32 protein-coding genes are annotated in these 23,656 nt (G+C 43.4%); 26 read left to right on the forward strand and 6 right to left on the reverse strand.

Annotated features, from left to right (window positions below; genetic code table 11):
- The first annotated feature begins 15 nt into the window (after positions 1 to 15).
- From rplN to rplQ, 17 genes are all read left to right on the forward strand, one after another.
- Entirely contained in the window at positions 16 to 384 is a 369-nt protein-coding gene (rplN, locus tag WSWS_RS00530) for a 50S ribosomal protein L14 (RefSeq protein ID WP_070229430.1), read from the forward strand.
- Positions 385 to 416: 32 nt separating this feature from the next.
- Positions 417 to 722 (forward strand): 50S ribosomal protein L24, encoded by a 306-nt coding sequence (gene rplX / locus WSWS_RS00535; RefSeq protein WP_070229431.1) that lies wholly within the window; start codon positions 417 to 419, stop codon positions 720 to 722.
- Positions 723 to 751: 29 nt separating this feature from the next.
- Entirely contained in the window at positions 752 to 1,294 is a 543-nt protein-coding gene (rplE, locus tag WSWS_RS00540; protein ID WP_070229432.1) for a 50S ribosomal protein L5, read from the forward strand.
- A 50-nt stretch (positions 1,295 to 1,344) separates the two neighbouring features.
- Positions 1,345 to 1,743 carry a 30S ribosomal protein S8 gene (gene rpsH, locus WSWS_RS00545; RefSeq protein ID WP_070229433.1) on the forward strand — a complete coding sequence of 133 codons (399 nt, stop codon included), beginning with the start codon at positions 1,345 to 1,347 and terminating at the stop codon, positions 1,741 to 1,743.
- Between the two features lie 30 nt (positions 1,744 to 1,773).
- On the forward strand, positions 1,774 to 2,310 hold the full coding sequence (gene rplF / locus WSWS_RS00550) for a 50S ribosomal protein L6 (RefSeq protein ID WP_070229434.1): 537 nt from the start codon (positions 1,774 to 1,776) through the stop codon (positions 2,308 to 2,310).
- Positions 2,311 to 2,510: 200 nt separating this feature from the next.
- A complete protein-coding gene (rplR, locus tag WSWS_RS00555) occupies positions 2,511 to 2,867 on the forward strand; it encodes a 50S ribosomal protein L18 (RefSeq protein ID WP_070229435.1) in 357 nt (118 codons plus the stop codon).
- 20 nt (positions 2,868 to 2,887) lie between these two features.
- Complete coding sequence (gene rpsE / locus WSWS_RS00560) at positions 2,888 to 3,391, forward strand: 30S ribosomal protein S5 (RefSeq protein WP_070229436.1); 504 nt, start codon at positions 2,888 to 2,890, stop codon at positions 3,389 to 3,391.
- Positions 3,392 to 3,403: 12 nt separating this feature from the next.
- Positions 3,404 to 3,589: a 50S ribosomal protein L30 gene (gene rpmD, locus WSWS_RS00565; protein ID WP_070229437.1), complete on the forward strand. Its 186-nt coding sequence runs from the start codon at positions 3,404 to 3,406 to the stop codon at positions 3,587 to 3,589.
- 32 nt (positions 3,590 to 3,621) lie between these two features.
- Positions 3,622 to 4,056: a 50S ribosomal protein L15 gene (rplO, locus tag WSWS_RS00570; RefSeq protein ID WP_070229438.1), complete on the forward strand. Its 435-nt coding sequence runs from the start codon at positions 3,622 to 3,624 to the stop codon at positions 4,054 to 4,056.
- Complete coding sequence (gene secY / locus WSWS_RS00575) at positions 4,056 to 5,363, forward strand: preprotein translocase subunit SecY (protein WP_070229439.1); 1,308 nt, start codon at positions 4,056 to 4,058, stop codon at positions 5,361 to 5,363. The genes rplO and secY overlap by 1 nt, the downstream gene beginning before the upstream one ends.
- Positions 5,360 to 5,929, forward strand: coding sequence for an adenylate kinase (locus tag WSWS_RS00580; RefSeq protein WP_070229440.1), 570 nt, complete (start codon positions 5,360 to 5,362; stop codon positions 5,927 to 5,929). The genes secY and WSWS_RS00580 overlap by 4 nt, the downstream gene beginning before the upstream one ends.
- A 91-nt stretch (positions 5,930 to 6,020) precedes the next feature.
- Complete coding sequence (gene infA, locus WSWS_RS00585) at positions 6,021 to 6,236, forward strand: translation initiation factor IF-1 (protein ID WP_004560246.1); 216 nt, start codon at positions 6,021 to 6,023, stop codon at positions 6,234 to 6,236.
- Positions 6,237 to 6,273: 37 nt separating this feature from the next.
- The gene (gene rpmJ, locus WSWS_RS00590; RefSeq protein WP_070229441.1) at positions 6,274 to 6,390 is read left to right on the forward strand and encodes a 50S ribosomal protein L36; all 117 of its coding nucleotides are present in this window, start codon (positions 6,274 to 6,276) and stop codon (positions 6,388 to 6,390) included.
- A gap of 73 nt (positions 6,391 to 6,463) precedes the next feature.
- Positions 6,464 to 6,829, forward strand: coding sequence for a 30S ribosomal protein S13 (rpsM, locus tag WSWS_RS00595; protein ID WP_070229442.1), 366 nt, complete (start codon positions 6,464 to 6,466; stop codon positions 6,827 to 6,829).
- Positions 6,830 to 6,863: 34 nt separating this feature from the next.
- On the forward strand, positions 6,864 to 7,250 hold the full coding sequence (rpsK, locus tag WSWS_RS00600; RefSeq protein ID WP_070229443.1) for a 30S ribosomal protein S11: 387 nt from the start codon (positions 6,864 to 6,866) through the stop codon (positions 7,248 to 7,250).
- Between the two features lie 55 nt (positions 7,251 to 7,305).
- Positions 7,306 to 8,250 carry a DNA-directed RNA polymerase subunit alpha gene (locus tag WSWS_RS00605; RefSeq protein WP_070229444.1) on the forward strand — a complete coding sequence of 315 codons (945 nt, stop codon included), beginning with the start codon at positions 7,306 to 7,308 and terminating at the stop codon, positions 8,248 to 8,250.
- Positions 8,251 to 8,324: 74 nt separating this feature from the next.
- Complete coding sequence (rplQ, locus tag WSWS_RS00610; RefSeq protein WP_070229445.1) at positions 8,325 to 8,711, forward strand: 50S ribosomal protein L17; 387 nt, start codon at positions 8,325 to 8,327, stop codon at positions 8,709 to 8,711.
- Between the two features lie 540 nt (positions 8,712 to 9,251).
- Here rplQ and WSWS_RS00615 read toward each other — a convergent pair.
- The gene (locus WSWS_RS00615) at positions 9,252 to 9,932 is read right to left on the reverse strand and encodes a VIT1/CCC1 transporter family protein (protein ID WP_070229446.1); all 681 of its coding nucleotides are present in this window, start codon (positions 9,930 to 9,932) and stop codon (positions 9,252 to 9,254) included.
- Between the two features lies 1 nt (position 9,933).
- Complete coding sequence (locus WSWS_RS00620; RefSeq protein WP_070229447.1) at positions 9,934 to 10,608, reverse strand: VIT1/CCC1 transporter family protein; 675 nt, start codon at positions 10,606 to 10,608, stop codon at positions 9,934 to 9,936.
- Between the two features lie 577 nt (positions 10,609 to 11,185).
- On the opposite strand from WSWS_RS00620, the gene WSWS_RS00625 reads away from it, so the two are divergent.
- The 3 genes from WSWS_RS00625 to WSWS_RS00635 all read left to right on the forward strand — a co-directional run bounded on the left by WSWS_RS00625 (position 11,186) and on the right by WSWS_RS00635 (position 13,532).
- Entirely contained in the window at positions 11,186 to 11,710 is a 525-nt protein-coding gene (locus tag WSWS_RS00625; RefSeq protein WP_070230788.1) for a Crp/Fnr family transcriptional regulator, read from the forward strand.
- A gap of 150 nt (positions 11,711 to 11,860) precedes the next feature.
- Positions 11,861 to 13,147, forward strand: coding sequence for a Y-family DNA polymerase (locus WSWS_RS00630; RefSeq protein WP_070229448.1), 1,287 nt, complete (start codon positions 11,861 to 11,863; stop codon positions 13,145 to 13,147).
- Positions 13,140 to 13,532: a hypothetical protein gene (locus WSWS_RS00635; RefSeq protein WP_070229449.1), complete on the forward strand. Its 393-nt coding sequence runs from the start codon at positions 13,140 to 13,142 to the stop codon at positions 13,530 to 13,532. The genes WSWS_RS00630 and WSWS_RS00635 overlap by 8 nt, the downstream gene beginning before the upstream one ends.
- Positions 13,533 to 13,587: 55 nt before the next feature.
- On the opposite strand, the gene WSWS_RS00640 is transcribed toward WSWS_RS00635, so the two are convergent.
- The 4 genes from WSWS_RS00640 to WSWS_RS00655 form a co-directional block, all read right to left on the reverse strand.
- Entirely contained in the window at positions 13,588 to 14,283 is a 696-nt protein-coding gene (locus tag WSWS_RS00640) for a methionine ABC transporter permease (protein WP_070229450.1), read from the reverse strand.
- Positions 14,283 to 15,353, reverse strand: coding sequence for a methionine ABC transporter ATP-binding protein (locus tag WSWS_RS00645; protein ID WP_070229451.1), 1,071 nt, complete (start codon positions 15,351 to 15,353; stop codon positions 14,283 to 14,285). The genes WSWS_RS00640 and WSWS_RS00645 overlap by 1 nt, the downstream gene beginning before the upstream one ends.
- Before the next feature lie 191 nt (positions 15,354 to 15,544).
- Positions 15,545 to 16,372, reverse strand: a complete 828-nt coding sequence (locus tag WSWS_RS00650) for a MetQ/NlpA family ABC transporter substrate-binding protein (RefSeq protein ID WP_070229452.1) — start codon at positions 16,370 to 16,372, stop codon at positions 15,545 to 15,547.
- Positions 16,373 to 16,832: 460 nt separating this feature from the next.
- Entirely contained in the window at positions 16,833 to 17,504 is a 672-nt protein-coding gene (locus WSWS_RS00655; RefSeq protein ID WP_070229453.1) for a YoaK family protein, read from the reverse strand.
- Positions 17,505 to 17,682: 178 nt separating this feature from the next.
- Here WSWS_RS00655 and WSWS_RS00660 point away from each other — a divergent pair, with 178 nt between their 5' ends.
- The 6 genes from WSWS_RS00660 (at position 17,683) to WSWS_RS00685 (ending at position 23,639) form a co-directional block, all read left to right on the forward strand.
- On the forward strand, positions 17,683 to 19,170 hold the full coding sequence (locus WSWS_RS00660) for a nicotinate phosphoribosyltransferase (RefSeq protein WP_070229454.1): 1,488 nt from the start codon (positions 17,683 to 17,685) through the stop codon (positions 19,168 to 19,170).
- A gap of 17 nt (positions 19,171 to 19,187) precedes the next feature.
- On the forward strand, positions 19,188 to 20,012 hold the full coding sequence (gene nadE / locus WSWS_RS00665; RefSeq protein ID WP_070229455.1) for an ammonia-dependent NAD(+) synthetase: 825 nt from the start codon (positions 19,188 to 19,190) through the stop codon (positions 20,010 to 20,012).
- Between the two features lie 185 nt (positions 20,013 to 20,197).
- Positions 20,198 to 21,610 (forward strand): cysteine--tRNA ligase, encoded by a 1,413-nt coding sequence (gene cysS / locus WSWS_RS00670; RefSeq protein ID WP_070229456.1) that lies wholly within the window; start codon positions 20,198 to 20,200, stop codon positions 21,608 to 21,610.
- Positions 21,611 to 21,745: 135 nt separating this feature from the next.
- A complete protein-coding gene (locus tag WSWS_RS00675; RefSeq protein ID WP_070229457.1) occupies positions 21,746 to 22,174 on the forward strand; it encodes a Mini-ribonuclease 3 in 429 nt (142 codons plus the stop codon).
- Positions 22,175 to 22,256: 82 nt separating this feature from the next.
- Positions 22,257 to 23,006, forward strand: coding sequence for a 23S rRNA (guanosine(2251)-2'-O)-methyltransferase RlmB (gene rlmB / locus WSWS_RS00680; protein ID WP_237342605.1), 750 nt, complete (start codon positions 22,257 to 22,259; stop codon positions 23,004 to 23,006).
- A 102-nt stretch (positions 23,007 to 23,108) separates the two neighbouring features.
- Positions 23,109 to 23,639 (forward strand): RNA polymerase sigma factor, encoded by a 531-nt coding sequence (locus tag WSWS_RS00685; RefSeq protein ID WP_070229459.1) that lies wholly within the window; start codon positions 23,109 to 23,111, stop codon positions 23,637 to 23,639.
- Positions 23,640 to 23,656 lie beyond the last annotated feature (17 nt).

Genomic DNA, 23,656 nt, shown 5'->3' on the forward strand with positions numbered 1-23,656 from the left:
AAGGAGGACATAATCGTGATTCAACAAGAGAGTCGTTTGAAAGTTGCTGACAATTCAGGAGCACGTGAAATCTTGACTATCAAGGTTTTGGGTGGTTCAGGTCGTAAGTTTGCCAACATTGGTGACATGATCGTGGCAACCGTTAAGCAAGCCATTCCTGGTGGTACTGTAAAGAAGGGTGACGTCGTAAAGGCTGTTATCGTTCGTACTGTTTCAGGAATGCACCGTGCAGATGGTTCATACATCAAGTTTGATGAGAACGCTGCCGTTATCGTTAAAGATGATAAGAGTCCAGTAGGAACTCGTATCTTCGGACCTGTTGCGCGTGAGTTGCGTGACAATGATTACATGCGTATCGTGTCTTTGGCACCTGAAGTATTGTAATTACCATCAATAAATCAAGGAGGAAGCCTCGCATGTTTGTGAAGACTGGTGACAAGGTTAAGGTTATCGCCGGCAAGGACAAGGGCAAAGAAGGCGTTATCGTAAAGACTATCGCTGCAAAGGACCGTGTTGTTGTTGAGGGTGTGAACATGATTAAGAAGCACCAAAAGCCTAATAACCAATACCCACAAGGTGGAATTATCGAGCTAGAAGCTCCTATCCACGTATCAAACGTACAATTGCTTGACCCTTCAACTAATGAACCAACTCGTGTTGGCTTCAAGATTGAAGATGGTAAGAAGGTACGTGTTTCAAAGAAGTCTGGAACGACTTTGTAATTTATCGGTGAAAGGAGGAAATCATTATCATGGCAAGTTTGCTAAAAGAAAAGTACGTTAATGAAGTTCAACCTTCATTGATTGAAAAGTTCAACTACACATCACCAATGCAAGTTCCTAAGATCGAAAAGATCGTTTTGAACATGGGTGTTGGTGACGCCGTATCAAACTCAAAGAACTTAGATGAAGCTGTTGCTGAATTAGAATTGATTGCTGGTCAAAAGCCAGTTATCACTCGCGCCAAGAAGTCAATCGCTGGCTTCCGTTTGCGTGAGGGTATGGCAATCGGTACTAAAGTTACTTTGCGTGGTGAGCGTATGTATGACTTCTTGAATAAGTTGATCAACGTTTCATTGCCACGTGTTCGTGACTTCCGTGGAGTTTCACCAAAGGCCTTTGATGGTCGTGGAAACTACACATTGGGAATTCGTGAGCAACTTATTTTCCCAGAAATCGATTACGATCAAGTTAATCGTGTTCGCGGGTTGGACATCGTTATTGTAACGACTGCTAACTCAGACGAAGAGGGACGTGAAATGCTTACTCAATTGGGTATGCCTTTCGCAAAGTAATAGAAAACAAAACTGTTGATCAGTAGAAATTTATAAAGGAGGCAACATCAATGTCAATGACTGACCCAATTGCAGATTTTTTGACTCGCATTCGTAACGCCAACATGGTTCGTCACGATTCTGTTGAGGTACCTGCATCAAAGATCAAGAAGGACATCGCCGAGATCTTGAAGAACGAAGGCTTTGTTCGTGACGTTGAATACATTGATGATGATAAGCAAGGCGTTATCCGCGTCTTCCTTAAGTATGGTGCTGATAAGCAACGTGTCATCACTGGTTTGAAGCGTATTTCAAAGCCAGGATTGCGTTCATACGTAAAAGCCGATTCATTGCCAAAGGTTTTGAACGGTTTGGGAATTGCTATCATCTCAACTTCTGAAGGTGTTATCACCGATAAGGAAGCTCGCGCCAAGCAAATTGGTGGCGAGGTATTGGCTTACGTTTGGTAATAAAAAAACTAAAAAAGGAGGTATCCTACGATGAGTCGTATTGGTAACAAGATTTTGACTTTGCCTGCCAACGTTGAATTAAAGCGTGAAGGTGACGTTGTTACTGTTAAGGGACCTAAGGGTGAATTGTCACGCGAAATCGCACCAGAGATTACTTTCTCTGTTGACGGTGCTGACGTAAAGTTTGAGCGTCCATCCGATGATGGTCGTATCAAGGCTTTGCATGGTACTACGCGTGCCAATGTTGCTAACATGGTCGAGGGTGTCTCAGAAGGCTTCAAGAAGACTTTGAAGCTAGTTGGTGTTGGTTACCGTGCTGCAAAGCAAGGCGATAAGCTTGTTTTGAACGTTGGTTACTCACACCCAGTTGAATTCGAAGACCGTGATGGTTTGACTGTTGAAGTACCTGATTCATTGACTATCATTGTTTCAGGAATTTCAAAGCAAAAGGTTGGAGATTTATCTGCTGAGATCCGTGCCGTACGTGCCCCAGAACCTTATAAGGGTAAGGGTATCCGTTACGAAAATGAATACGTTGCACGTAAGGAAGGTAAGACTGGTAAGTAATTTATCAGGGTGTGGCAGGCAAAGTGCTTGAGTATTCATCTCAAGCATCACATTACGATGTGGGCCCACTTTGAGGATCGTGAAGCACAATTCCCAAAGTGGACTCATATCGTATGCCTGTTCTGATAAGCGAGGACGCAACGTCTCGTATTTACTTATTTAGTATATCTTTCGGATTTTAAAAAAAGAGGTTACGAACAATGATTACGAAGTCAGACAAGAACAAGGCGCGTCAACGTCGACACGCGCGCGTTCGTGGAAAGATTTCCGGTACTGCAGAGCGCCCACGCTTGAACGTTTACCGTTCTAACAAGAACATCTACGCGCAATTAATTGATGACGTAGCGGGTGTGACGCTTGCTAGTGCCTCAACTTTGGATGCAGCAGTTGAAACTGCACCAAAGACTGAGCAAGCTGCTAAAGTAGGAGCATTGATCGCTGATCGTGCTAAAGCTGCTGGTATTGAAGACGTTGTCTTCGATCGTGGTGGTTACCTATATCACGGACGTGTTTTGGCTTTGGCCGAAGCTGCTCGTGAAGCTGGCTTGAAGTTCTAAGGGAAGGAGGAAAAATAATCATGGCATATATCGATCCTAAGACACTTGGTGAGCTCGAAGAAAACGTCGTAGCCATCAACCGTGTTACTAAGGTTGTTAAGGGTGGACGCCGCTTGCGTTTCGCCGCTTTGGTTGTAGTTGGAGACCGTAATGGTCACGTTGGTTTTGGTACAGGTAAAGCTCAAGAAGTTCCTGAGGCTATCCGTAAGGCTGTTGAAGCTGCAAAGCGCAACATCATTGCTGTTCCAACTGTTGGTACAACTCTTCCTCACTCTGCATTGGGTATCTTCGGTGGTGGCCGCATTTTGGTTAAGCCTGCCACAGAAGGATCTGGAGTAGCTGCCGGTGGTGCTGCTCGTGCCGTTTTGGAATTGGCCGGTGTTGCCGACGTGACTGCTAAGTCACTTGGTTCATCAACACCTATCAACGTTGTACGTGCAACTTTCGAAGCAATCAACCAATTGAAGAACGCTGAAGAAGTTGCTGATTTGCGTCAGGTCTCATTAGAGCACTTGGCAGAGTAAGGAGGCAGAATCATGGCTGAACAAGTTAAAGTTACACTTGTAAAGAGTGCTGCCCACCGTTTGCCAAAGCAACGTGCAATTGTTAAGAGCCTTGGATTGAACAAGGTTTCTTCATCAGTTGTGTTGCCTGACAACGCAGCAACGCGTGGCGCTATTTTCAAGATTGCTCACTTGATTGAAGTTGAAATCGTCAAGTAAGCACAAAATTGCTTTGAAGGAGGAAAAACCCAATGAAGCTTAATGAGCTTACAATTGCCGAAGGCGCACGTCACGTTCGCAACCGTGTTGGACGTGGTGAGTCTTCAGGTAATGGAAAGACTGCTGGTCGTGGTCAAAAGGGTCAAAAGGCTCGTGGTAAAGTACGTTTGGGGTTCGAAGGTGGACAAATGCCTTTGTTCCGTCGTAAGCCAAAGCGTGGATTTACTAACATCAACCGCAAGGAATATGCAGTTGTGAACTTGGACCAATTGAACCAATTCGACAATGGTACTGAAGTGACTCCAACCGTATTGGTTGAAGCTGGTATCATCAAGAAGGAATTGTCAGGCGTTAAGATTTTGGCTAATGGCCAACTTGAGAAGTCATTGACTATCAAGGCCCACAAGTTTTCAGCATCAGCAAAGACAGCTGTCGAAGCTGCTGGTGGAAAGATCGAGGAAATCTAATGCTAACAACCGTGCTCAATTCACTTAAGGAAAAGGATATTCGTAAGAAATTATTCTTTACTTTAATGATTTTGATTGTCTACCGTCTAGGTGCGTACATTACTGTACCAGGAATTAATCCTGCCGCACTTAGTGAGGTTGCAAATTCTGGGCTCGGCAGCATTTTGAATATGTTTAGCGGTGGTGGCTTGACGAATTACTCATTGTTCGCAATGGGTGTCTCACCATACGTTACTGCTCAAATCGTGGTACAACTTCTCCAAATGGACATTGTGCCACGATTTGTCGAATGGTCGAAACAAGGTGAAGTGGGACGACGTAAGTTAAACCAAGTCACTCGTTACTTGACCATCGTCCTAGCTTTTGTACAGTCAATCGGTATTACAGCTGGGTTCAATCAATTGAGTCAAGTCCAATTGGTTTCAACACCAAATTGGCAAACGTATCTCTTGATTGGATTTCTTTTGACATCAGGGACGATGTTCGCGGTTTGGTTGGGTGAGATGATCACTGAACGAGGCCTCGGCCAAGGTGTCTCAATGTTGATTTTTGCTGGAATTATTGCGCGTGTTCCAGCAGGGGTCGTTCAATTAGTCAAAGAAAATGTGTTCCAAAGCTCTGATCAAACACGTGGATGGGCGTTAGTGATTGGTTTGATGTTAATCTTCTTGATTGTCATCGCTTTTGTTACTTGGTTTAACCAAGCTATTCGAAAGATTCCAATGCAATATACGCGTCGTTCAGTCGGATCTGGTGATTCATCGTACTTACCATTGAAGATTAACGTTGCTGGAGTTATTCCAGTGATCTTCGCGTCATCACTTTTGGTGACACCACAAACCATCTTGCAAGCTTTTTCAAGTAAGTATGGTACGACTAATTGGTACACAACTTTGATGGATTGGTTGTCTATGCAAACAATCCAAGGTGGGTTGTTGTACACGCTTCTCATTGTTTTGTTTACGTTCTTCTATGCCTTCGTTCAGGTTAATCCTGAAAAGGTTGCCGAGAACTTACAAAAGCAAGGAAGTTATATTGTCGGCGTTTGGCCCGGACCAGCGACTGAAAAGTGGCTATCTGGCTTGCTTGTCCGTTTATCTGTGGTCGGCGCACTGTTTTTAGGGTTTGTTGCCTTGGCACCAATCTTAGCCACTCATTACTTTGGGTTGGATAGTAATCTTGGCATGTCTGGTACTTCATTATTGATTGTTATCGGTGTTGCTATTGATTTGATTCGTCAACTAGAAGGATTAATGATGAAACGGCAATACGTCGGTTTCATTCAAGAAGGAGCAAAAACAAAATGAGTTTGAATATCATGTTGTTGGGCTTACCAGGTGTTGGTAAGGGTACCCAGGCTGCAAAGATTGTTGAAACTTACGCTTTGCCACACATCAGTACGGGAGATATGTTCCGTGCCGCAATGGCAAACGAAACGGAATTGGGATTGAAGGCTAAGTCATTTATGGACGCCGGAAACTTAGTTCCTGATGAAGTTACGAACGGTATTGTTGAGGAGCGTTTAGCTGAAGACGATACTAAGGCTGGATTCATTCTTGATGGATTCCCCCGTAACTTGGATCAAGCAGTTGCTTTGGATGAGATGTTATCAAAGCAAGACCGTAAGTTGGATGGTGTATTATACTTTACTGCATCAGAAGACGTATTGGTTGAGCGGATGATGGCACGTGGTCGTGCAGACGACACACCCGAAGTAATTAAGAATCGTTTGGAAGTCAACGGTAAGCTAACTGAACCAATTGCCGATTTTTATGAGAAGAAGGGTATTCTTCACAAAATCGATGGTGCCGGTGAACTTAACGCAATCTTCGCTGATGTAAAAGAACTGCTCGATAGTTTGAAGAACGCTTAATATTTATATCAATGGTTTGTTGTAGAAATATAGCAGGCCATGTTATAATGTATTGTTGCGTTCTCTGGTGTAACACGAAGGAGGCATAAACGTGGCCAACGATGTTATTGAAATTTCTGGTGTGGTAAAGGAAACTTTGCCAAATGCCATGTTTACCGTTGAATTGGAAAACGGCGCCGCCATTCTTGCTCACGTTTCTGGGAAGATCCGAAAGAATTTTATTCGTATTCTGCCTGGAGATCGCGTGACAGTAGAAATGTCGCCTTACGATTTGACAAAGGGACGTATTACTTATCGTTTCAAGTAATCAATCGTTTTTTAATTAATTCAAGGAGGTAAATACCATGAAGGTTCGTCCATCTGTTAAGCCAATGTGTGATAACTGTAAGGTTATTCGTCGCAACGGTCGTGTGATGGTGATTTGCTCAAATCCCAAGCACAAGCAACGTCAAGGTGCCTAATTAGTACCTTGAATTAAACATGGCAACATGTACATGTTGCCATAACTTAAATTTACTATAGGAGGTAATAGTAATGGCTCGTATTGCTGGTATTGATTTGCCTCGCGATAAGCGTATCGTGATCGCATTGACATACGTATACGGAATCGGTAACACTACTGCTAAGAAGGTTTTGGCAGAAGCGAACGTTTCTGAAGACGTCCGTGTTCGTGATTTGACTCCTGACCAAGAAGACGCCATCCGTGCCATCGTTGATGGTATCAAGGTGGAAGGTGACTTGCGTCGTGAAGTCTCATTGAACATTAAGAAGTTGCAAGAAATCGCATCATACCGCGGCATTCGTCACCGTAAGAGCTTGCCTGTTCGTGGTCAAAACACGAAGAACAATGCTCGTACGCGCAAAGGCCCAGCTGTTGCGATTGCAGGTAAGAAGAAGTAATTAAACTCTAAATAGAAAGGAGATTACTTTAATCATGGCAGGTCGTACTAATCGTAAGCGTCGTGTAAAAAAGAATATTGAAGCTGGTGTTGCACACATCCATGCTACATTCAACAACACGATTGTAATGATCACTGATGTACAAGGTAACGCTGTTGCCTGGTCATCAGCTGGTTCTCTTGGATTCAAGGGTAGCCGTAAGTCAACACCATTTGCTGCGCAAATGGCTGCTGAGGCTGCTGCTAAGGGAGCTATGGATAACGGAATGAAGACAGTTGAAGTAACTGTTAAGGGACCTGGTTCAGGTCGTGAATCTGCTATCCGTGCGTTGGCCGCTGCTGGTTTGGATGTAACAGCTATCAAGGATGTTACTCCAGTACCACACAACGGTTCACGTCCACCAAAGCGTCGTCGTGTCTAATTTGCATTGTTGCAAATAGGTCACTTACAATGCTTTGAAAGGGGTAACAAACAGTATGCTTGAATTCGAAAACCCAAAGATCACACTGGTTGAAGAAGATAGTAATTACGGCAAGTTTGTAGTTGAGCCACTTGAGCGCGGTTACGGAACTACGCTTGGTAACTCACTACGCCGTGTATTGTTGTCATCATTGCCAGGTGCTGCTATTAATTCTGTTCAAATTGATACAGTTTTGCATGAATTTTCAACGATCGAAGGTGTTGTTGAAGACGTCACGCAAATTATTTTGAACCTAAAAAAGGTTTCAATGCGCATCGACAGTGATGAAGAGAAAACGCTCGAAATCAATGTGACTGGTCCTGCTACGGTAACGGCCGGTGACATTGCTGGAGATAGTGATGTTGAGATCTTGAATAAAGATTTGTACATTGCTACGGTTGCGGCTGGGGCTACATTGCACATGACTTTGTCTGCTGTACGTGGACGTGGTTATGTGTCAGGTGACCAGAATAAGGAATTGCATGATGAAATGCCAATTGGCGTTCTAGCAATTGATTCAATCTTTACCCCAATCGAGCGCGTCAACTACCAAGTTGAAAACACGCGTGTCGGACAACGTGACGACTTTGATAAGTTGACTTTGGACATCTGGACTGATGGATCATTGACGCCAACGGAAGCAATTTCATTGGGTGCTCGTATCCTTTCAGATCATTTGACTCAATTTGTTGAATTGTCAGAGCGCGCGGTAACTACACAAGTGATGGCAGAGAAGGAAGAAGCTGAGGCACCTAAGCATGCCGATAGCCCAATTGAAGAATTGGACTTGTCAGTTCGTTCTTATAATTGTCTCAAAAGGGCCGGAATCAACTCTGTTCAAGAGTTGACGGATCGTACAGAATCTCAAATGATGGCGGTTCGCAACCTCGGTCGGAAATCACTTGACGAAATCCAAGAAAAGCTTGCGTTGCTTGGATTGGGATTCCGCAAGGAAGATTAGAATTAAAATAGTTTGAAGGGTGTTGAGATCCTTACAAACTACCGATAGAATACCAGAAAAAGGAGGATTGACTCATGTCATACCGTAAGTTGGGACGCACTAGCTCACAACGTAAGGCTTTGTTGCGCGACTTGACTACTGCATTGTTAGTAAATGGTCGTATTGAAACTACTGAAGCACGCGCTAAGGAAGTTCGCCGCACTGCCGAGAAGATGATCACTTTGGGTAAGCATGGTGATTTGGCTTCACGTCGTAAGGCTGCTGCTTTCTTGCGTAACATTGTTGCTGACGTAGAAACTACTGAAGACAACAAGGTTAAGGTTGAAACGGCATTGCAACATTTGTTTAACGATGTTGCACCTCGTTTCGAAGGCCGCGCGGGTGGTTACACTCGTATTTTGAAGACTGTACAACGTCGTGGTGACGCTGCACAAATGGTTATCTTGGAATTGGTTGACTAATACGTTAGTTAATTCAATTTAAATAATCATCTTTTAAATCTCCATGCTATACTGCATAAACTGTTACGATGCTGGGTTTAACCCAAGTCTAGGTTGAATGGCTCGTTAACGAGTCGCGCAGTGTAGCGTGTGGGATTTTTTTTAGCCAAATTTCACTTTGCGGAACATCAGATCGGCATTCCGTCACAGTAGAAATTGGCGTTTCCTTTAAAAACATAACAAAACCCCATCGGTTGGATTTACGCCAACTTATGGGGTTTTGTTATGTTTTGGTGACACACTTATTTTTGATGTTGGTTTGCGTTTAATAGATAAATTTTGACTTTATCTTATCGTTTTTAGTGTCGGGGTTAATTTGGAATTTTTTAATATATTGTAGTGTTCTAGGGGAAACATGAAAGCTTTCGCTATGGTTCGTATGGTGTGGTTTTGATAATAGTAAACTACGCTTCATGGGACGACTTTAGTTTACTATGGGAGAAGTTCTTATTTATAGTTGGGACTGTATCGTTGGTAAATGGTTACCCTAGCTTCATTTTGCTACTGCAATAAGGTACCAAGCCAATAAGTGAAGGCCATTGTCAGTACCCCTGTGACTATGTTGCGCAAAATAGCTGGCATTCTTGGTGCCCGCCCTGCCCAAGAGCTTAGCCAACCGGTTAAAAACAGGGCCCAAAGTGTTGCTAAAATGGTCCCTATCACTTTGAGACTTTCGGGTAGTAATATCACAGATAATAACGGCCAGATGCCACCGGATATCGACGCGATAAATGACGCTATTAAGGCATGCGCAGGACTTAAATATTTTCCAACTACAATGCCGTACTTAATTTGTACATAGTGGACCAAAGCATCCTTTTTCATAAGATCATCTGCCACACGTGCGGCTAATCTAGGATCAGCACCCCGCTTTTCATAGTGTATAGCTATTTCATCATGCACAGTGCTAGGTTGGGTGGCCAAAAGAGTCTCAGCTTTTGCAACTACTGCTTTTTCGGTATCTTTTTGTGACGAAACCGAAACAAACTCTCCTGATGCCATAGAAAAAGCAACAGCCAGCATTTCAGCAATACCAGCTACAAAGACGACGGCATTATTGGTAGTAGCTCCAGTCATCCCAAGAATGACCCCAGCGCCACCGATAATACCGTCATTAGCGCCCAATACTCCAGCACGAATAATATTCAATTTTTCTGATAAAGCCAATTTTTTATAGTCCATATTATAAAGCCATTAATAATCCAATTAAATATGTCATGAACATGGTTAATAGTCCCATCATCACATTTCGTAAAATCATTGTTTTTTTTGGTGTATTGCCATAGACAGCTGAGAAATAGCCGGTTAAAATTAAGGCGCCAATTACAAAAACTATCGTTGTGATGACACGGTATGCTACTGGTACAAAGGTCATACTGATCATTGGTAAGAAGGCGCCAATTGGAAAAGCCACCATTGATGCAATGGCAGCGTCAGTTGGTGAGATGAAATCGTCTTCGTTTATGCCATAGCGCGCATTCAAAGTTTCTTTCAATGCATCTTTTTGCATGCTTTGTTGCGCAAGTAATTGTGCGTTTTCCGCACTGATGCCATCTGTTTGATAGTGCTGTATCAGAAACTGCGCTTCTTGTGAAAAATTATTAGTTAGCGCCATTTTTTGTGCATCTTTGGCTGAACGTTCTGAATCTAATTGCGCATTTACGGATACATATTCCCCCGTGGCCATGGAAAAAGTGCCGGCGATCGTTGCTGTCAGACCAGCCAGAAAAATTGTCCAAGTATTCATTGAGGCCCCGTAAACACCAAAAACAACGCCAGCAATTGAAATAATACCGTCGTTTGCGCCCATCACAATCGCACGTAGAATATTTATTTTTTTATTAATCTGTATATCCATGTGTAAATTGTAACATGTTATTTTAGGGTTGAGTACAAAAAGTAATTAAACATCCCGTAATGTCTCAATAGTTTTGTCGTTTTTTTGTATCTGATAATTAAAGATGTTAGCGTACGTCATCATTTAACGCCATAAACACGTATAATATATTAACTAATGATCTGCAAACACAAACCCTAAGTATCTAGTTTAATCGGCGTGGTGGTGGTCCAATTAACCGAGTGAAGGTCGCGATTTGCACCAGTCAGTCGCACTTTCAGCTCTCTAAACAGTTTTTCGCTATTTAAGGTGGCCATGGGACATGGTTGTTTTTTAGCTAAAAGCCAGTGATGGGTGCGCAGCACACATATGAAATAAAAATCACAATATATTCATTATTTCAATCTAAATATTAGAAATTTTACATTAAAGCGCGTCAAACAGACCACAATGACGGTTGATTAGTATTAATAATTAAAGAAAATGTGCACAAAGTATTGCTAATAATTTGTAAGTCGGGTATAATAAGGTATGTTAATAAGTTCACAAATGGATTTATAGTCGAAATTAATTATTAGATTTAGGTAGGTATTGGATGATGATTGTATTTTTGCGTAACAACAAAGTAGCAATGTGGGTTTTGACGGTATTACGGGTATGGTTGGGATATAACTGGGCCGTGGATGGTTTTGAAAAGGTAACAGCTAAAGGTGGCTTCCATGCCGATGGTATGATTATGGCTGCTTTAAAGGCCCCCGTAATGACACCAGCGAAGACCAAGGCATTCCCTTGGTATGATACTTTCTTGCAATTGACCACTGGTAACGGTAAGTCACACGCTGCCCTGAACGCATTTTCATTTGCAGTGTCATGGGGTGAGCTTCTCGTTGGCTTGGGCTTAATTTTTGGTACGTTGACTCTAGCAGCTGCCTTCTTCGGTTTGCTCATGAACTTCTCGTATTTAGGAGCTGGGGTCGTTTCAGTTAACCCAACTTACATCTTTATTGAATTTATGATTTTAATCGGTGGGTATAACTCAGCACGTATTGGTTTGGACCGTTGGGTAACGCCATTCTTGCGATCAAAATTTGCTTTTTTAAACAATGATATTGAAGTTAAGTAAGTTTAATTAATTAAAAGTCATCACTGCGGTGATGACTTTTTTGTTATTTTTAATCAGTATCAGCCGCTAACATTAATTAAAAACGAACGATCACTAGTTGTAAATTATTTATATTAGGTTATACTTAATTTATTCAAGTGAGGTGTGCGTATGTATGATTATCGAAATGAACGTTATGGCGTTGTCTTTATGATTGATGCAAAGTCCTTTTATGCGAGTGTGGAAGCGGTTGACCATGGGTATGATCCGTTACAAGTCCCATTAGTTGTATTGTCGCAGGGACCAAATGTTGGTGGTGGCGGGTTAGTTTTGGCGACGTCTCCTATGGCTAAAAAGATGTTCGGTTTGAAAACGAATGTGAGTCGTCGTTATGATCTACCCGAAGACCAGCGTTTAAAAATCTATCCGCCACGTATGAATCTCTATATCAAGAAAAATTTGGAGATCAATCGTCTTTTTCAAGAATTCGCAGCGCCTGAAGATATTCAACCATATTCGATTGATGAATCAATTGTCGATGTCACGCATTCGTGGCATCTATTTGGACAAAGCCCTGTTGAAGTTGCTCAACGCATGCAACGTCGTGTTTATGAAGCGACTGGGCTGTACTTAACGATTGGTATTGGTAATAATCCGATGCAGGCAAAGTTAGCGCTAGATAATTATGCCAAGCGGGCTGCGAATATGATTGGAATTATTTCATATGAGACGGTACCAAATATGATTTGGCCATTAAATGATCTGGAACAAGTCTGGTCGATTGGCCATCGGACTGCCCGTAAATTACAGCGGCTAGGGATTCGGACCTTGTATGATTTAGCACACTATAATCCAAATAGACTAAAGGAATTGTTTGGGGTGATCGGCGAACAATTATATGCTTTAAGTTGGGGCGTGGATCGGGCCATTGTTAGTCAAAAAACGGCAGTGAAAGAACAAAGCATTGGCAATTCACAAGTGCTCCCACGGGACTATGATAATTTGACTGATTTGCGTATTGTTGTGCGTGAAATTACTGAACAAGTCGCTGCCCGGTTACGGTTTCAACATAAGCAGGCTCAAGTATTGTCATTGACCATATCTTATGGGTATGGTGAGGGATTTAGTAAGCAAGCGACCTTCGTCCCAACCAATTTATCGACGAATCTGGTCCAAGCGGCCTTGTTTTTGTTGACAGATAATTATCAAGGAACGGTCGTTCGCAATGTCGCGGTCTACACCAGCAAATTGATACCGGACAAATTTGAACAGCTAGATATTTTCGTAGCTCCCGAAACGCAGGTGCTGGCCCATAAGTTAGATCACACAATCAGTGCTATTCAGCGTCAATTTGGTTTTACTAAATTAGTCAAAGCTTCGTCGCTATTGGATGGGGGGACTGCCATTGAACGTGCTAGTTTAGTTGGCGGTCATAATGGAGGTAATGCATATGAGTGATAACTATTCTGATGATTGGCCAAGCCAGTTTTTCAAGCAGTACCAGGACCGGGGTATGATGAAGTGGCGGGGATTCTATTTATCGGATCACACGGCAAAGTTTAAAGCGGCGGTTAACCAAGTAACTGAAATGGAAAATCGGCAGCAACCACAGCAAATGGCACTCACCGAAATTTTTAAACTACTCGAACAGGCTTACGTGACCCAACAACAGTTAAGGATCTGGTTGAATCAATTAACCGTAAAGGATGCCACAATTGTTAGAGCTGATGTGGTCGCTGGTATCGTGAATGGGTTTAATGAAGAGGGTGTGTACGTTAGTCACCAATTGGTACCATATGATACCATTGCTTGGATTGAAACAGTTGCCAGGCACCGCCAGTAATAACATAAAACCCCTGCACTTTAGCTAAAATGCAGGGGTTTTATTATCTAAAATATTAGCCGTGATGTGCTTTCTTAGCTGCAAAATCACCAATGAATTGAATCACAACAATGATTAACAAGACAAGAATTGTTGCTAACCACATGACATCATTTTGGAAACGTTGGTATCCAGTCACGATGGCTGTCGTACCCAGACCACCAGCACCGATGGCACCGGCCATGGCCGTCAAACCAACCAATGAAATCAAAGTCACGGTTGAAACCCGAATCAATTCAGACCGGCCTTCAAGTAAGTAAACGTCTTTGATGACGTCCCAATTAGTGGCCCCAAAGGAACGTGCAGCTTCAATCTTACCTGAACTAACGCCCAACAAAGCCACTTGGACTTGACGGGCATAGAAGGGAAAGACACCCAAAGCCAAGGGCACCAAAGCGGCTGTTGAACCGATGGTCGTCCCAACGATGACTTGGGTCAAAGGTGAGATAACCACGACCATGATAATGAAAGGAATGGCTCGTCCAATCGAGACAACCTTATCAAAAATTTGGAAAAGGAGTCGATTTGGTGTGATGCCGTCTTCGGCCGTCAACACTAAAATTGTGCCGAAAATCAAACCCAGGATCCCACCAAAAATGGCAGCGCCAACGGTCATGTAGAGTGTTTGGAACAGAGAAGTTCCCCAACCATAATCTTCACCCCAACCGAGTGAGTAAACATTAGGTAAGTTTTGTTCAATCCAATGTATCATTAGGCGATTCCTCCTTGGATTTCAATTTGATTAATTTTGACATTGTGATCTTCAAAGGCTAACAGTACGGCGTTAAGTTGTGCAGCGTCCCCCTTGAAGACTGCTAGTGCCGTACCAACTGGGGTGTTCGTCAAGATTTCCATATTAGAGTACAAAATATTGGTTGTCACCGCAAAATCAGCAAAAATGGTTGATAGTAATGGCTGGGCTGTTTCTTCACCAACATAGTCAATTTGGACGAGAATTTCATCCGCGGCCAAGGGCTTGAGAACTAGTAATTCTTTCACCTTGACGAGGGCTTCTTCACGGTTGGTTGCTGTGTTAATGAAGTCCTTTGTTAGTTGCGCTTGGGGGTTAGTGAAAATCTCAAGCAGTGAGCCACGTTCGATAATATGGCCGTTTTCCATCACCGCAACTTTATTAGCAATTTCCTTCACGGCTTGCATTTCGTGGGTGATTAATACAATCGTCAAACCAAGCTCCTGATTCAATTTCTTCAATAAGGCCAAAATTTGGTTAGTAGTACGTGGATCCAGTGCGGACGTGGCTTCATCGGAAATTAGAATCTCAGGATCATTTGCTAAAGCACGGGCAATGGCGACACGTTGCTTTTGACCACCTGATAGTTGTGAGGGATAGTTGTCAGCCCGATCACCCAAGCCAACTAAGGCCAGTAACTCAGTGATTTTGGCACGCTTATCGGCCCTTGATAAAGATGAGTGCTTTAGGGGCTGAGCGACGTTACCAAAGACCGTTAATTCATCCATCAGATTAAAGTGTTGGAAAATCATCCCAATCTTCTTACGTTTGTCACGTAAGGCAGCAGCGTTGAGTGTCGTCATTTCGACGGGATGGTCATTGTTTTCGATATCTACGAGGACTGAGCCGGCAGTCGGCTTTTGTAGCAAGTTGATCGTACGCACTAACGTAGACTTACCGGCTCCCGAATAGCCCACAATACCATAAATATCACCGCGTTCAATTTCAAGTGATTCGTTTTGTACCGCCACAATATCGCGGCTTTTTTGTTTAAATGTGACATTCACATCAGTAAGTTTAATAACAGGCATGTAATCATCTCCTATACACAATTCTCTGACATATAACTAAATTCAAACGGCAAAGTCGTCCTTACCCTTTGATGATATGTATCCCCCGGAGATGAGAGGGGGAGTGGCATAAGCGACGACTCTCATGCCACAACCTCATTGAAACAAGGTTGTTTAACATCTCCTTTACCACAGCCAAGCAGTGGTTACGTTTACTTCAACTTGATATCCCAAGCAGGAATTTCTGCTTCGCCCCAAGTCTTAGCAATAACCTTCTTTGTCTTGGCTGTTTGGTAAGCCTTAACAACTTCCTTGTAGGCCTTTTTGTGAGCCTTTGACTTCTTAGCTGCAATGACATTAATCCATTGCTTTGAGTCCTTGTTAACTGGTTCTACGTAGATTGCAGAGCTTAGCTTAATCTTGGCTTCTGAAGCGTAGTTGGTGTTGATGACAGCAGCCCCTTCAGACTTCAAGGCAGCGGGTGTCTGATCAGCAGCAACTTCTTTAATCTTCAAATTCTTCTTGTTTTGCTTGATATCTTTAACGGTTGGCAAATCAACGTTCTTCTTCAAAGTAATCAAACCGGCTGTTTGCAACAACATCAAAGCACGCGCTTCGTTGGTTGCATCATTTGGTACCGCAATCGTTGCGCCCTTCTTGATTTGAGAAACCTTCTTGGCGTCAGTCGAGTACAAACGGATTGGCGTAATAAACGTCTTACCGATTGCCTTCAAGGCCTTACCATTCTTAGCGTTCCAATTGTTCAAGAAGTAGTAGTGTTGGAAGGCGTTCAGGTCTAGTGAGCCGTCTTTCAACGCTTGGTTAGGCTGGTTGTAGTCAGTAAAGACCTTCACCTTGATGGTGATACCATACTTATTTTTAGCTGTCTTAGCGACACTTTTCCACAACTTAGCATCAGAGGTACCCACTAAACCAACTTTAACCACTGTATCAGCCGAAGCGACAGCTGATGGTAAAGCAACTGATCCAATCAGACCAGCTGCAGCCATAACAAGCCCTGACTTAAATACATTCTTCATCATATTCATCTCCTAATATCTGTACTATATAAACCTACTACCTACTGGATAAAGTTAATTTTACAGTTGAACAAAAAAACTCGTTTCCATCTGAGGATTTATCCCCAAGATAGAAACGAGTTCACGTGTTACCATTCTACTTTATCAATCAGTTTGCACTGAAAGACCTTGACAACGAGCGGGCTACAGCGAAATGATGCCTTGCCGATTCGTGTGTCTTGTAACGTAGACCAACCCGTCACCGGCTTACAGACTTGCTGCTCACCGCTGCCAATCACAGATCATTTTCCAAGAAAGTCTTCGTAACGATTCACACCAACCATCGTCTCTCTTTGCCGAATAATAACTCGTACTCTTCTGTTCAACTTGTTTAACCTTTATCTATGATAGCTATGCTAACGGCTTTTTAAAAACATGTCAAGCACATTTATGCAGTTTAAATATTAGAGGACGATGCGAGTTAGTCATCTTGCCGATCAAGACGCACAAAGCTCCACACGATGAACAAGAAGAGCACCGGTGTGAACATTGCCCAGCCCCCGACGAATTGACCAAGGAAATGTGCCAGTAAGGCCCCCGCCACAAAACCACCTAGCACAAACGAAATATTTCGTCCTTTACGTAAATATTCGGGTTCCTTTGTCAAAAAATAGCTCGCAAACATTGCCCCAAAGGTCTTTAAATTCCCTGTACTCATAATAGTGGCGTAGGGCGCACCGCGGAGCTTACCAAAGGTATCAGCTTGCATTGACATAAACATGGCTAAGCAAGCTAGGATAACCTCTGTGGGGAAGTTGAGCACTTCCATAATGGCGGCCAACAAGACCCCAAAAGCCTCAATCAAAACGGATTGTTCTTCCCATTGAATGGTGTTAATGAATTTATACCGTTTGATAATTTGATTCAGACCCGCGCCAATGATGAAAAAGAAAATTGGGAAGAAAAACGTTAAAGCGGCAGCTAATTTACCGGCAGCCAAGTTAACGGAAAATTGCAATAAATTACCACTCTGAAAAGATGCAAAACGCATATTATGAAATGCAAATGTATATGAATCGATAAATCCAGCCGTGCCAGCGAGCAAGACGCCCACCCGGATAGATTCTTTATAAATCTTCTGTGTACTTGCCATTTGAATAAAACCTACCTCAATCACTCTCTAAAACAAGAATCATAGCACATTTTTTAGGGTGAATTACAGACTTTGTAGATAAAATAACCTAAGTAAAACGTCAAATAGTTTTTCGTATGTTAAAATATACACATATTATTCAGGAGGAAATCCTGAGAGATAAAGGACGATTAAGATTATGAGTTACGCATATCCTGATGATAGTTTGACCTTGCATACGGATGCCTATCAATTAACGATGATGCAGACGTATTTCCAAAAAAACATTCATGAACGGCGAGCAGTGTATGAAGTGTATTTCCGTGATATTCCATTTAAAAATGGCTATGCTATTTTTGCAGGCTTAGAGCGCATTCTAGATTTCTTACGTGATTTGAAGTTTTCAAAGAGTGATATCGCATACCTACGTTCAACGGGTACTTTTGATGATGATTTCATTGATTATCTAGAAAATTGGCGCTTTAAGGCGACGGTTCGTGCACCACATGAAGGTGAAGTAGTCTTCAGTAATGAACCTATTTTACAAGTGGAAGGAACGGTTTTTGATGCGCAATTGGTTGAAACCCCATTGCTCAACATCATTAACTACCAAACGTTGATTGCTACCAAGGCTTCACGTATTCGGGCAATCGTTGGTGATCAAGGACTGTTAGAGTTTGGTACCCGGCGCGCTCAAGAAATGGATGCAGCGCTGTGGGGCACACGTGCTGCATATATTGGTGGCTTTGATGCGACGTCAAATGTCCGTGCGGGTAAGCTATTTAATATTCCAATCAGTGGCACCCATGCGCATAGTTTGGTGCAAGTTTATCGGAATGATTATGAAGCCTTTAAGGCCTATGCAGAGACACATAAAGATGTTGTTTTCTTGGTAGATACGTATGATACGTTACGTTCGGGTGTGCCAAGCGCCATCCGGGTAGCTAAAGAATTTGGTGACAAGATTAACTTCTTAGGGGTGCGGATCGACTCAGGCGACATGGCGTATCTTTCAAAGGGTGTCCGCAAGATGTTGGATGCCGCTGGCTTCCCGGATGCCCTGATTTATGCTTCTAATGATTTGGATGAGGATACAATTACCTCATTGAAGTTACAGGGTGCCAAGATTGATGTTTGGGGTGTTGGTACTAAATTAATTACAGCCTATGACCAACCTGCTTTGGGCGCTGTTTATAAGGTAGTGGCCATTGAAAATGAAGACGGTGCAATGGTTGATACCATTAAGATTTCGAGTTCGGCTGCTAAAATTTCAAATCCTGGTCAAAAGCAGGTATGGCGTATCACGCGTAATTCTGATGGTAAGTCACAGGGTGATTATGTCTCTTTGTGGAGCGAGAACCCTGCTGACCAACAAGACGGCCTATACATGTTCCACCCAGCATATCCATATTTAAATAAGATGGTGACGGACTTTACGGCTACCCCAATCTTGCAAGCGGTGATTGTGGATGGGCAACAGGTCTATGAAACGCCGACTTTGAATGAGGTGCGGACATATTCAATGGCTAAGTTAGGGGCCTTGTGGTCAGAATACCGTCGTAATTTGAATCCGCAAGAATATCCCGTTGATTTATCACAAAAGGCCTGGGATCACAAAATGGCGCTCATTAAAGAAATGCGAGCATATGTTGATGAGGTAGATCGCGAATACTCAGAAGAAAATTGATCGATGAGGGAGAAAACATGCGTGAATTACAAAAGCAAATTATTAAAACACTAGGTGTGCAACCAACGATTGATCCCGAAACTGAAATTCGTCGTTCTGTGGACTTACTGAAGGCATATTTGTTGAAGACTGGTTTGAAGACGTATGTCCTGGGTATCTCGGGTGGCCAAGATTCAACCTTGGCGGGGCGCTTAGCAGAAATGGCGGTTACTGAGTTACGTGCTGAGACTGGGGATGCAGCCTATAAGTTCATTGCGATGCGGTTACCATTTAACGAGCAAGCTGACGAAGCGGATGCATTAGCTTCAATTGCCTGGCAAGGCGCTGATGAAACGATTCGGGTCAATATTCAAGCAGCTACTGAAGGTATCGTCAATGAACTGGAGGCCGCTGGGGTCACGGTTTCGGACTTCAATAAGGGGAATATCAAGGCCCGGCAACGTATGATTGCCCAATATGGGGTAGCTGCTGCGAACCGGGGCGTGGTCATTGGAACTGACCATGCGGCGGAGGCGTTGGCTGGCTTTTACACGAAGTTTGGTGACGGTGCAGCCGATATTACGCCTTTGTACCGTTTAAATAAGAGGCAAGGTCGTCAAATCTTGGCGTTCTTACAGGCACCCAAGCACTTGTATGAGAAGACCCCCACGGCTGATCTGGAAGAAGATCGACCAGCCTTACCCGATGAAGTTGCATTGGGTGTCTCATATGATGCCATCGATGACTACCTAGAAGGTAAGGAAGTCTCTGAAAAGGACGCCATCCAAATCGAAAAATTGTATACGACCACTGAGCACAAGCGACAAACACCGGTAACGGTCTTTGACGAGTGGTGGCAGTAAAAGTGGCATTGTTGGCATGCTGAGCATAGCCCTTTTTGATGCAAGACAACAAAATAAATAGCGCAGCGCTGGTGATCCAATATGGAAATCCGGCGCTTTTTTAGCGCTTGACAAGTCTGACTTTTAGCGCCTGAAAACCTTTACAAGTGTGATATGATTAAGGAAATAATTATAAAGGTGGGAGCATTATGCAAGTCTACAATACCATGTCCCTTGAGAAGGAAACCTTCAAGCCACTCCATGAAGGTATTATTAACATGTATGTTTGCGGACCAACGGTGTACAATTACATCCACGTTGGTAATGCACGCTCAGCGATTGCCTTTGACACTATCCGCCGGTACTTTTTGTATCGTGGTTATGATGTTAACTATGTTTCTAATTTTACTGATGTTGATGACAAGATGATTAAGGCTGCTGCGGAGCAGGGAATTACAGTTCCTGAACTGGCTGATAAGTATATTGCTGCGTTCAATGAAGACACATTGCCATTGAACATCATGCCTGCAACGGTTCGGCCCCGTGCAACTGAGCATATTCCTGAAATTATTGAATTTGTACAAGATTTAATTGCCAAAGGGTATGCCTATGAAGTTGAAGGTGATGTCTATTTCCGCGCGAAGAAATTTAAGGGTTATGGTATTTTAGCCCATCAGGATTTAGCAGAAATGGAATCAAACGCTGCCGGTCGTTTAGATGATGGTGAAATGGCGCGTAAGGAAGATCCAATGGACTTTGCTGTTTGGAAGGGCGCTAATGATGGCGCAATTTCATGGCGCTCACCATGGGGGCAGGGACGTCCCGGTTGGCACATTGAATGCTCTGTCATGGCTACGAAATACTTGGGTAACCATTTGGATATTCATGGTGGTGGAATTGACTTGGCCTTTCCCCACCATACTAATGAAATCGCACAAACTGAAGCCCATACTGGTGAGAAATTTGTTGAAAAGTGGTTGCACAACGGGTTCGTAACTGTGGGGGATGAACACGAAAAGATGTCAAAATCTTTGGGCAATTTCGTCACTGTCCATGAATTGTTAAAGCAAGTTGATGATCCAATGATTATTCGCTTCTTCATGGCGACGACGCAATATCGGCGCCCAGTGGCCTATTCACAACGAAATCTCGACCAAGCAGCCCGTAATTTGGAACGCATCCGTACCGGTTACCGTAACTTGCAATTCCGGTTAGCAACTGCAACGGTTGGATCTGATGCAGCGATTGAGGAAAAGGCCCAGGCTTTTGTTGATACATTTGTGGCGGTGATGGATGATGACTTCAATGTGCAAGACGGGGTGACTGCGGTTTACAACTTAGTGAACTTGGCGAACACCTATGCCATAGCGGCTGATGTCAAGACGGACACGGCGCAATTTATCCTGCGCCAAATTGCTGAATTGATGAATGTTTTCGGGGTTGATGGTATGGCACAAGATGATATCCTGGATGCCGACGTTGAGGCATTGATCAGCGAGCGTGAAGCAGCGCGCGCAGTGAAAAACTTTAGTCGAGCTGATGAAATTCGTGACACATTGACGACCCAAGGCATTGTATTGGAAGATACGCCCCAAGGTGTGCGTTGGCACCGTGCATAATTAACTAATATATTGCTAATTTGGACGACATACATTGATGCAAATCAGTGTGTGTCGTTTTTTGTGAATGGTTAAACCATAGTATCTTGCTAAACCACAATACCCGAATGGCATAAAATACGGTACAATGAAAGCATGATAGAAAAAATAAATTACCGACAATTAAATGGCTTAGATTTGGCGTATCTTGGGGATGCAGCCTATGAAACATACATTCGCCAGCATCTATTAGCACTGGGTATTACGAAGCCGGCTAAGTTGCAACACACGGCTAAGGAATATGTTTCTGCCAAGGCACACGCAGCTTTGTATAACTTAATGGTAGCGGAAAATATGCTGACTGATGAGGAAGAGGAGTTTTTCCGACGTGGCCGTAATGCAAAATCCCATACGAAGGCAAAAAACACCGATACGGTGACTTACCGCATTTCCACCGGATTTGAGGCGATGATTGGCTATCTGCACGCCAGCGAACAGATTGAGCGCTTAGAAGAACTAATCGTTTGGATTTTTGAACAAGTAGAGAATGGACGGACACGAGACAATGGCACAACGACCCACTGATAATAAAAAGCGCAATTTTAAGCGCGATGATGCTAAACATAACGATCGACGCAAGTCACAGGATCATCGACGTGAAGAGGAAATGGTTGTCGATGCACCAGAATTTATTTTTGGGCGCCACGCCGCAGTGGAAGCACTGAAGGGTGAGACCGAAATCAATAAGGTTTGGTTACAAACTGGGGTGCAAGATCAAATCCGTCATGAAATCACGGCGTTAGCTAAGAAACGCAGTCTGGTGATCCAAGAAGCCCCTAAGGCTAAGCTCGATGAGTTGGTTGATGGCGAAAGTCACCAAGGGGTGGTGCTTTCCATTGCGGCGTACGCCTACGCGACAATTGATGATTTGTTTGCCAAGGCCGCTGAAAAAGAGGAAGCACCCTTCTTCTTGATTTTGGATTCAATTGAAGACCCCCATAACTTAGGCTCAATTTTGCGTACAGCTGATGCGGCTGGTGTGCATGGGGTGATTATTCCAAAGCGCCGCGCGGTGCAATTAACAGCCACGGTGGCTAAAACATCAACGGGTGCCATTGAACACGTCCCAGTTGCCCGGGTCACTAATTTAGTGAATACCGTTAAGGAATTGAAGGAACGTGGCCTATGGATCTTTGGTACGGACATGGACGGTAAGGATTATCGTCAATGGGATGCGCAGGGACCCACGGCACTGATTATTGGTAATGAAGGTAAGGGCATTGCCCCATTGTTGAAAAAGACGGTCGATGAAACGCTGACCATTCCAATGGTTGGACATGTGCAGTCCTTGAATGCGTCCGTGGCCGCTTCATTGTTAATTTATGGTGCATATAATTCACGTCATCCCCTCGTATAATATGCAAATAAAGCATGCCAACATTGATTTGTTAGCATGCTTTATTCATAATCCCCCCATAGCGCATCATCTGAGGCATACTAGGCACACGAGGTGATGATAATGCAAAAGATGACGCCGGAATTTTTTAAGGGTATCCGTGATGGTGAGACTGAAATGTTAGAATTAGCGCTGGAACGGTATGCACCGATTATTTGGAAAATCTATCGGGCCCATCCCGTATGGTTAGCAGCCGATGAGTGGTCCCAAGACTGTCGGATTGCGTTGTATAACGCAGCACAGGGGTTAACAACTGAATCCTTTGGTGCTTTTACTAATTATTTTTGTATCTCAATTCAGCGCCAAATGTGGAAGTATTGGCGGGAAAACGAACAGCGCCGCGAGTTAACTTGTAATATTGCTAGTTATGGTGAAAGTATCCAACGCATCGGTCAGGATCGGCCAACCATCACTCAATTAATGAACGTCAATGACATTATTGCTACGCTGACGGAGAATGAGCAAAAAGTCATTATGATGTATGCTGCCGGCTATAGTACCAACGAAATAGCCGGTATCTTTGATACGGTACCCTCAACCGTCCGTAGTCGCATTATGTGGATTCGACGCCGTGTCCAAGCCGGTAACAGCTAGCCTGAAAAATTTGTTGT

Source organism: Weissella soli, assembly GCF_001761545.1.
Classification (GTDB): domain Bacteria; phylum Bacillota; class Bacilli; order Lactobacillales; family Lactobacillaceae; genus Weissella; species Weissella soli.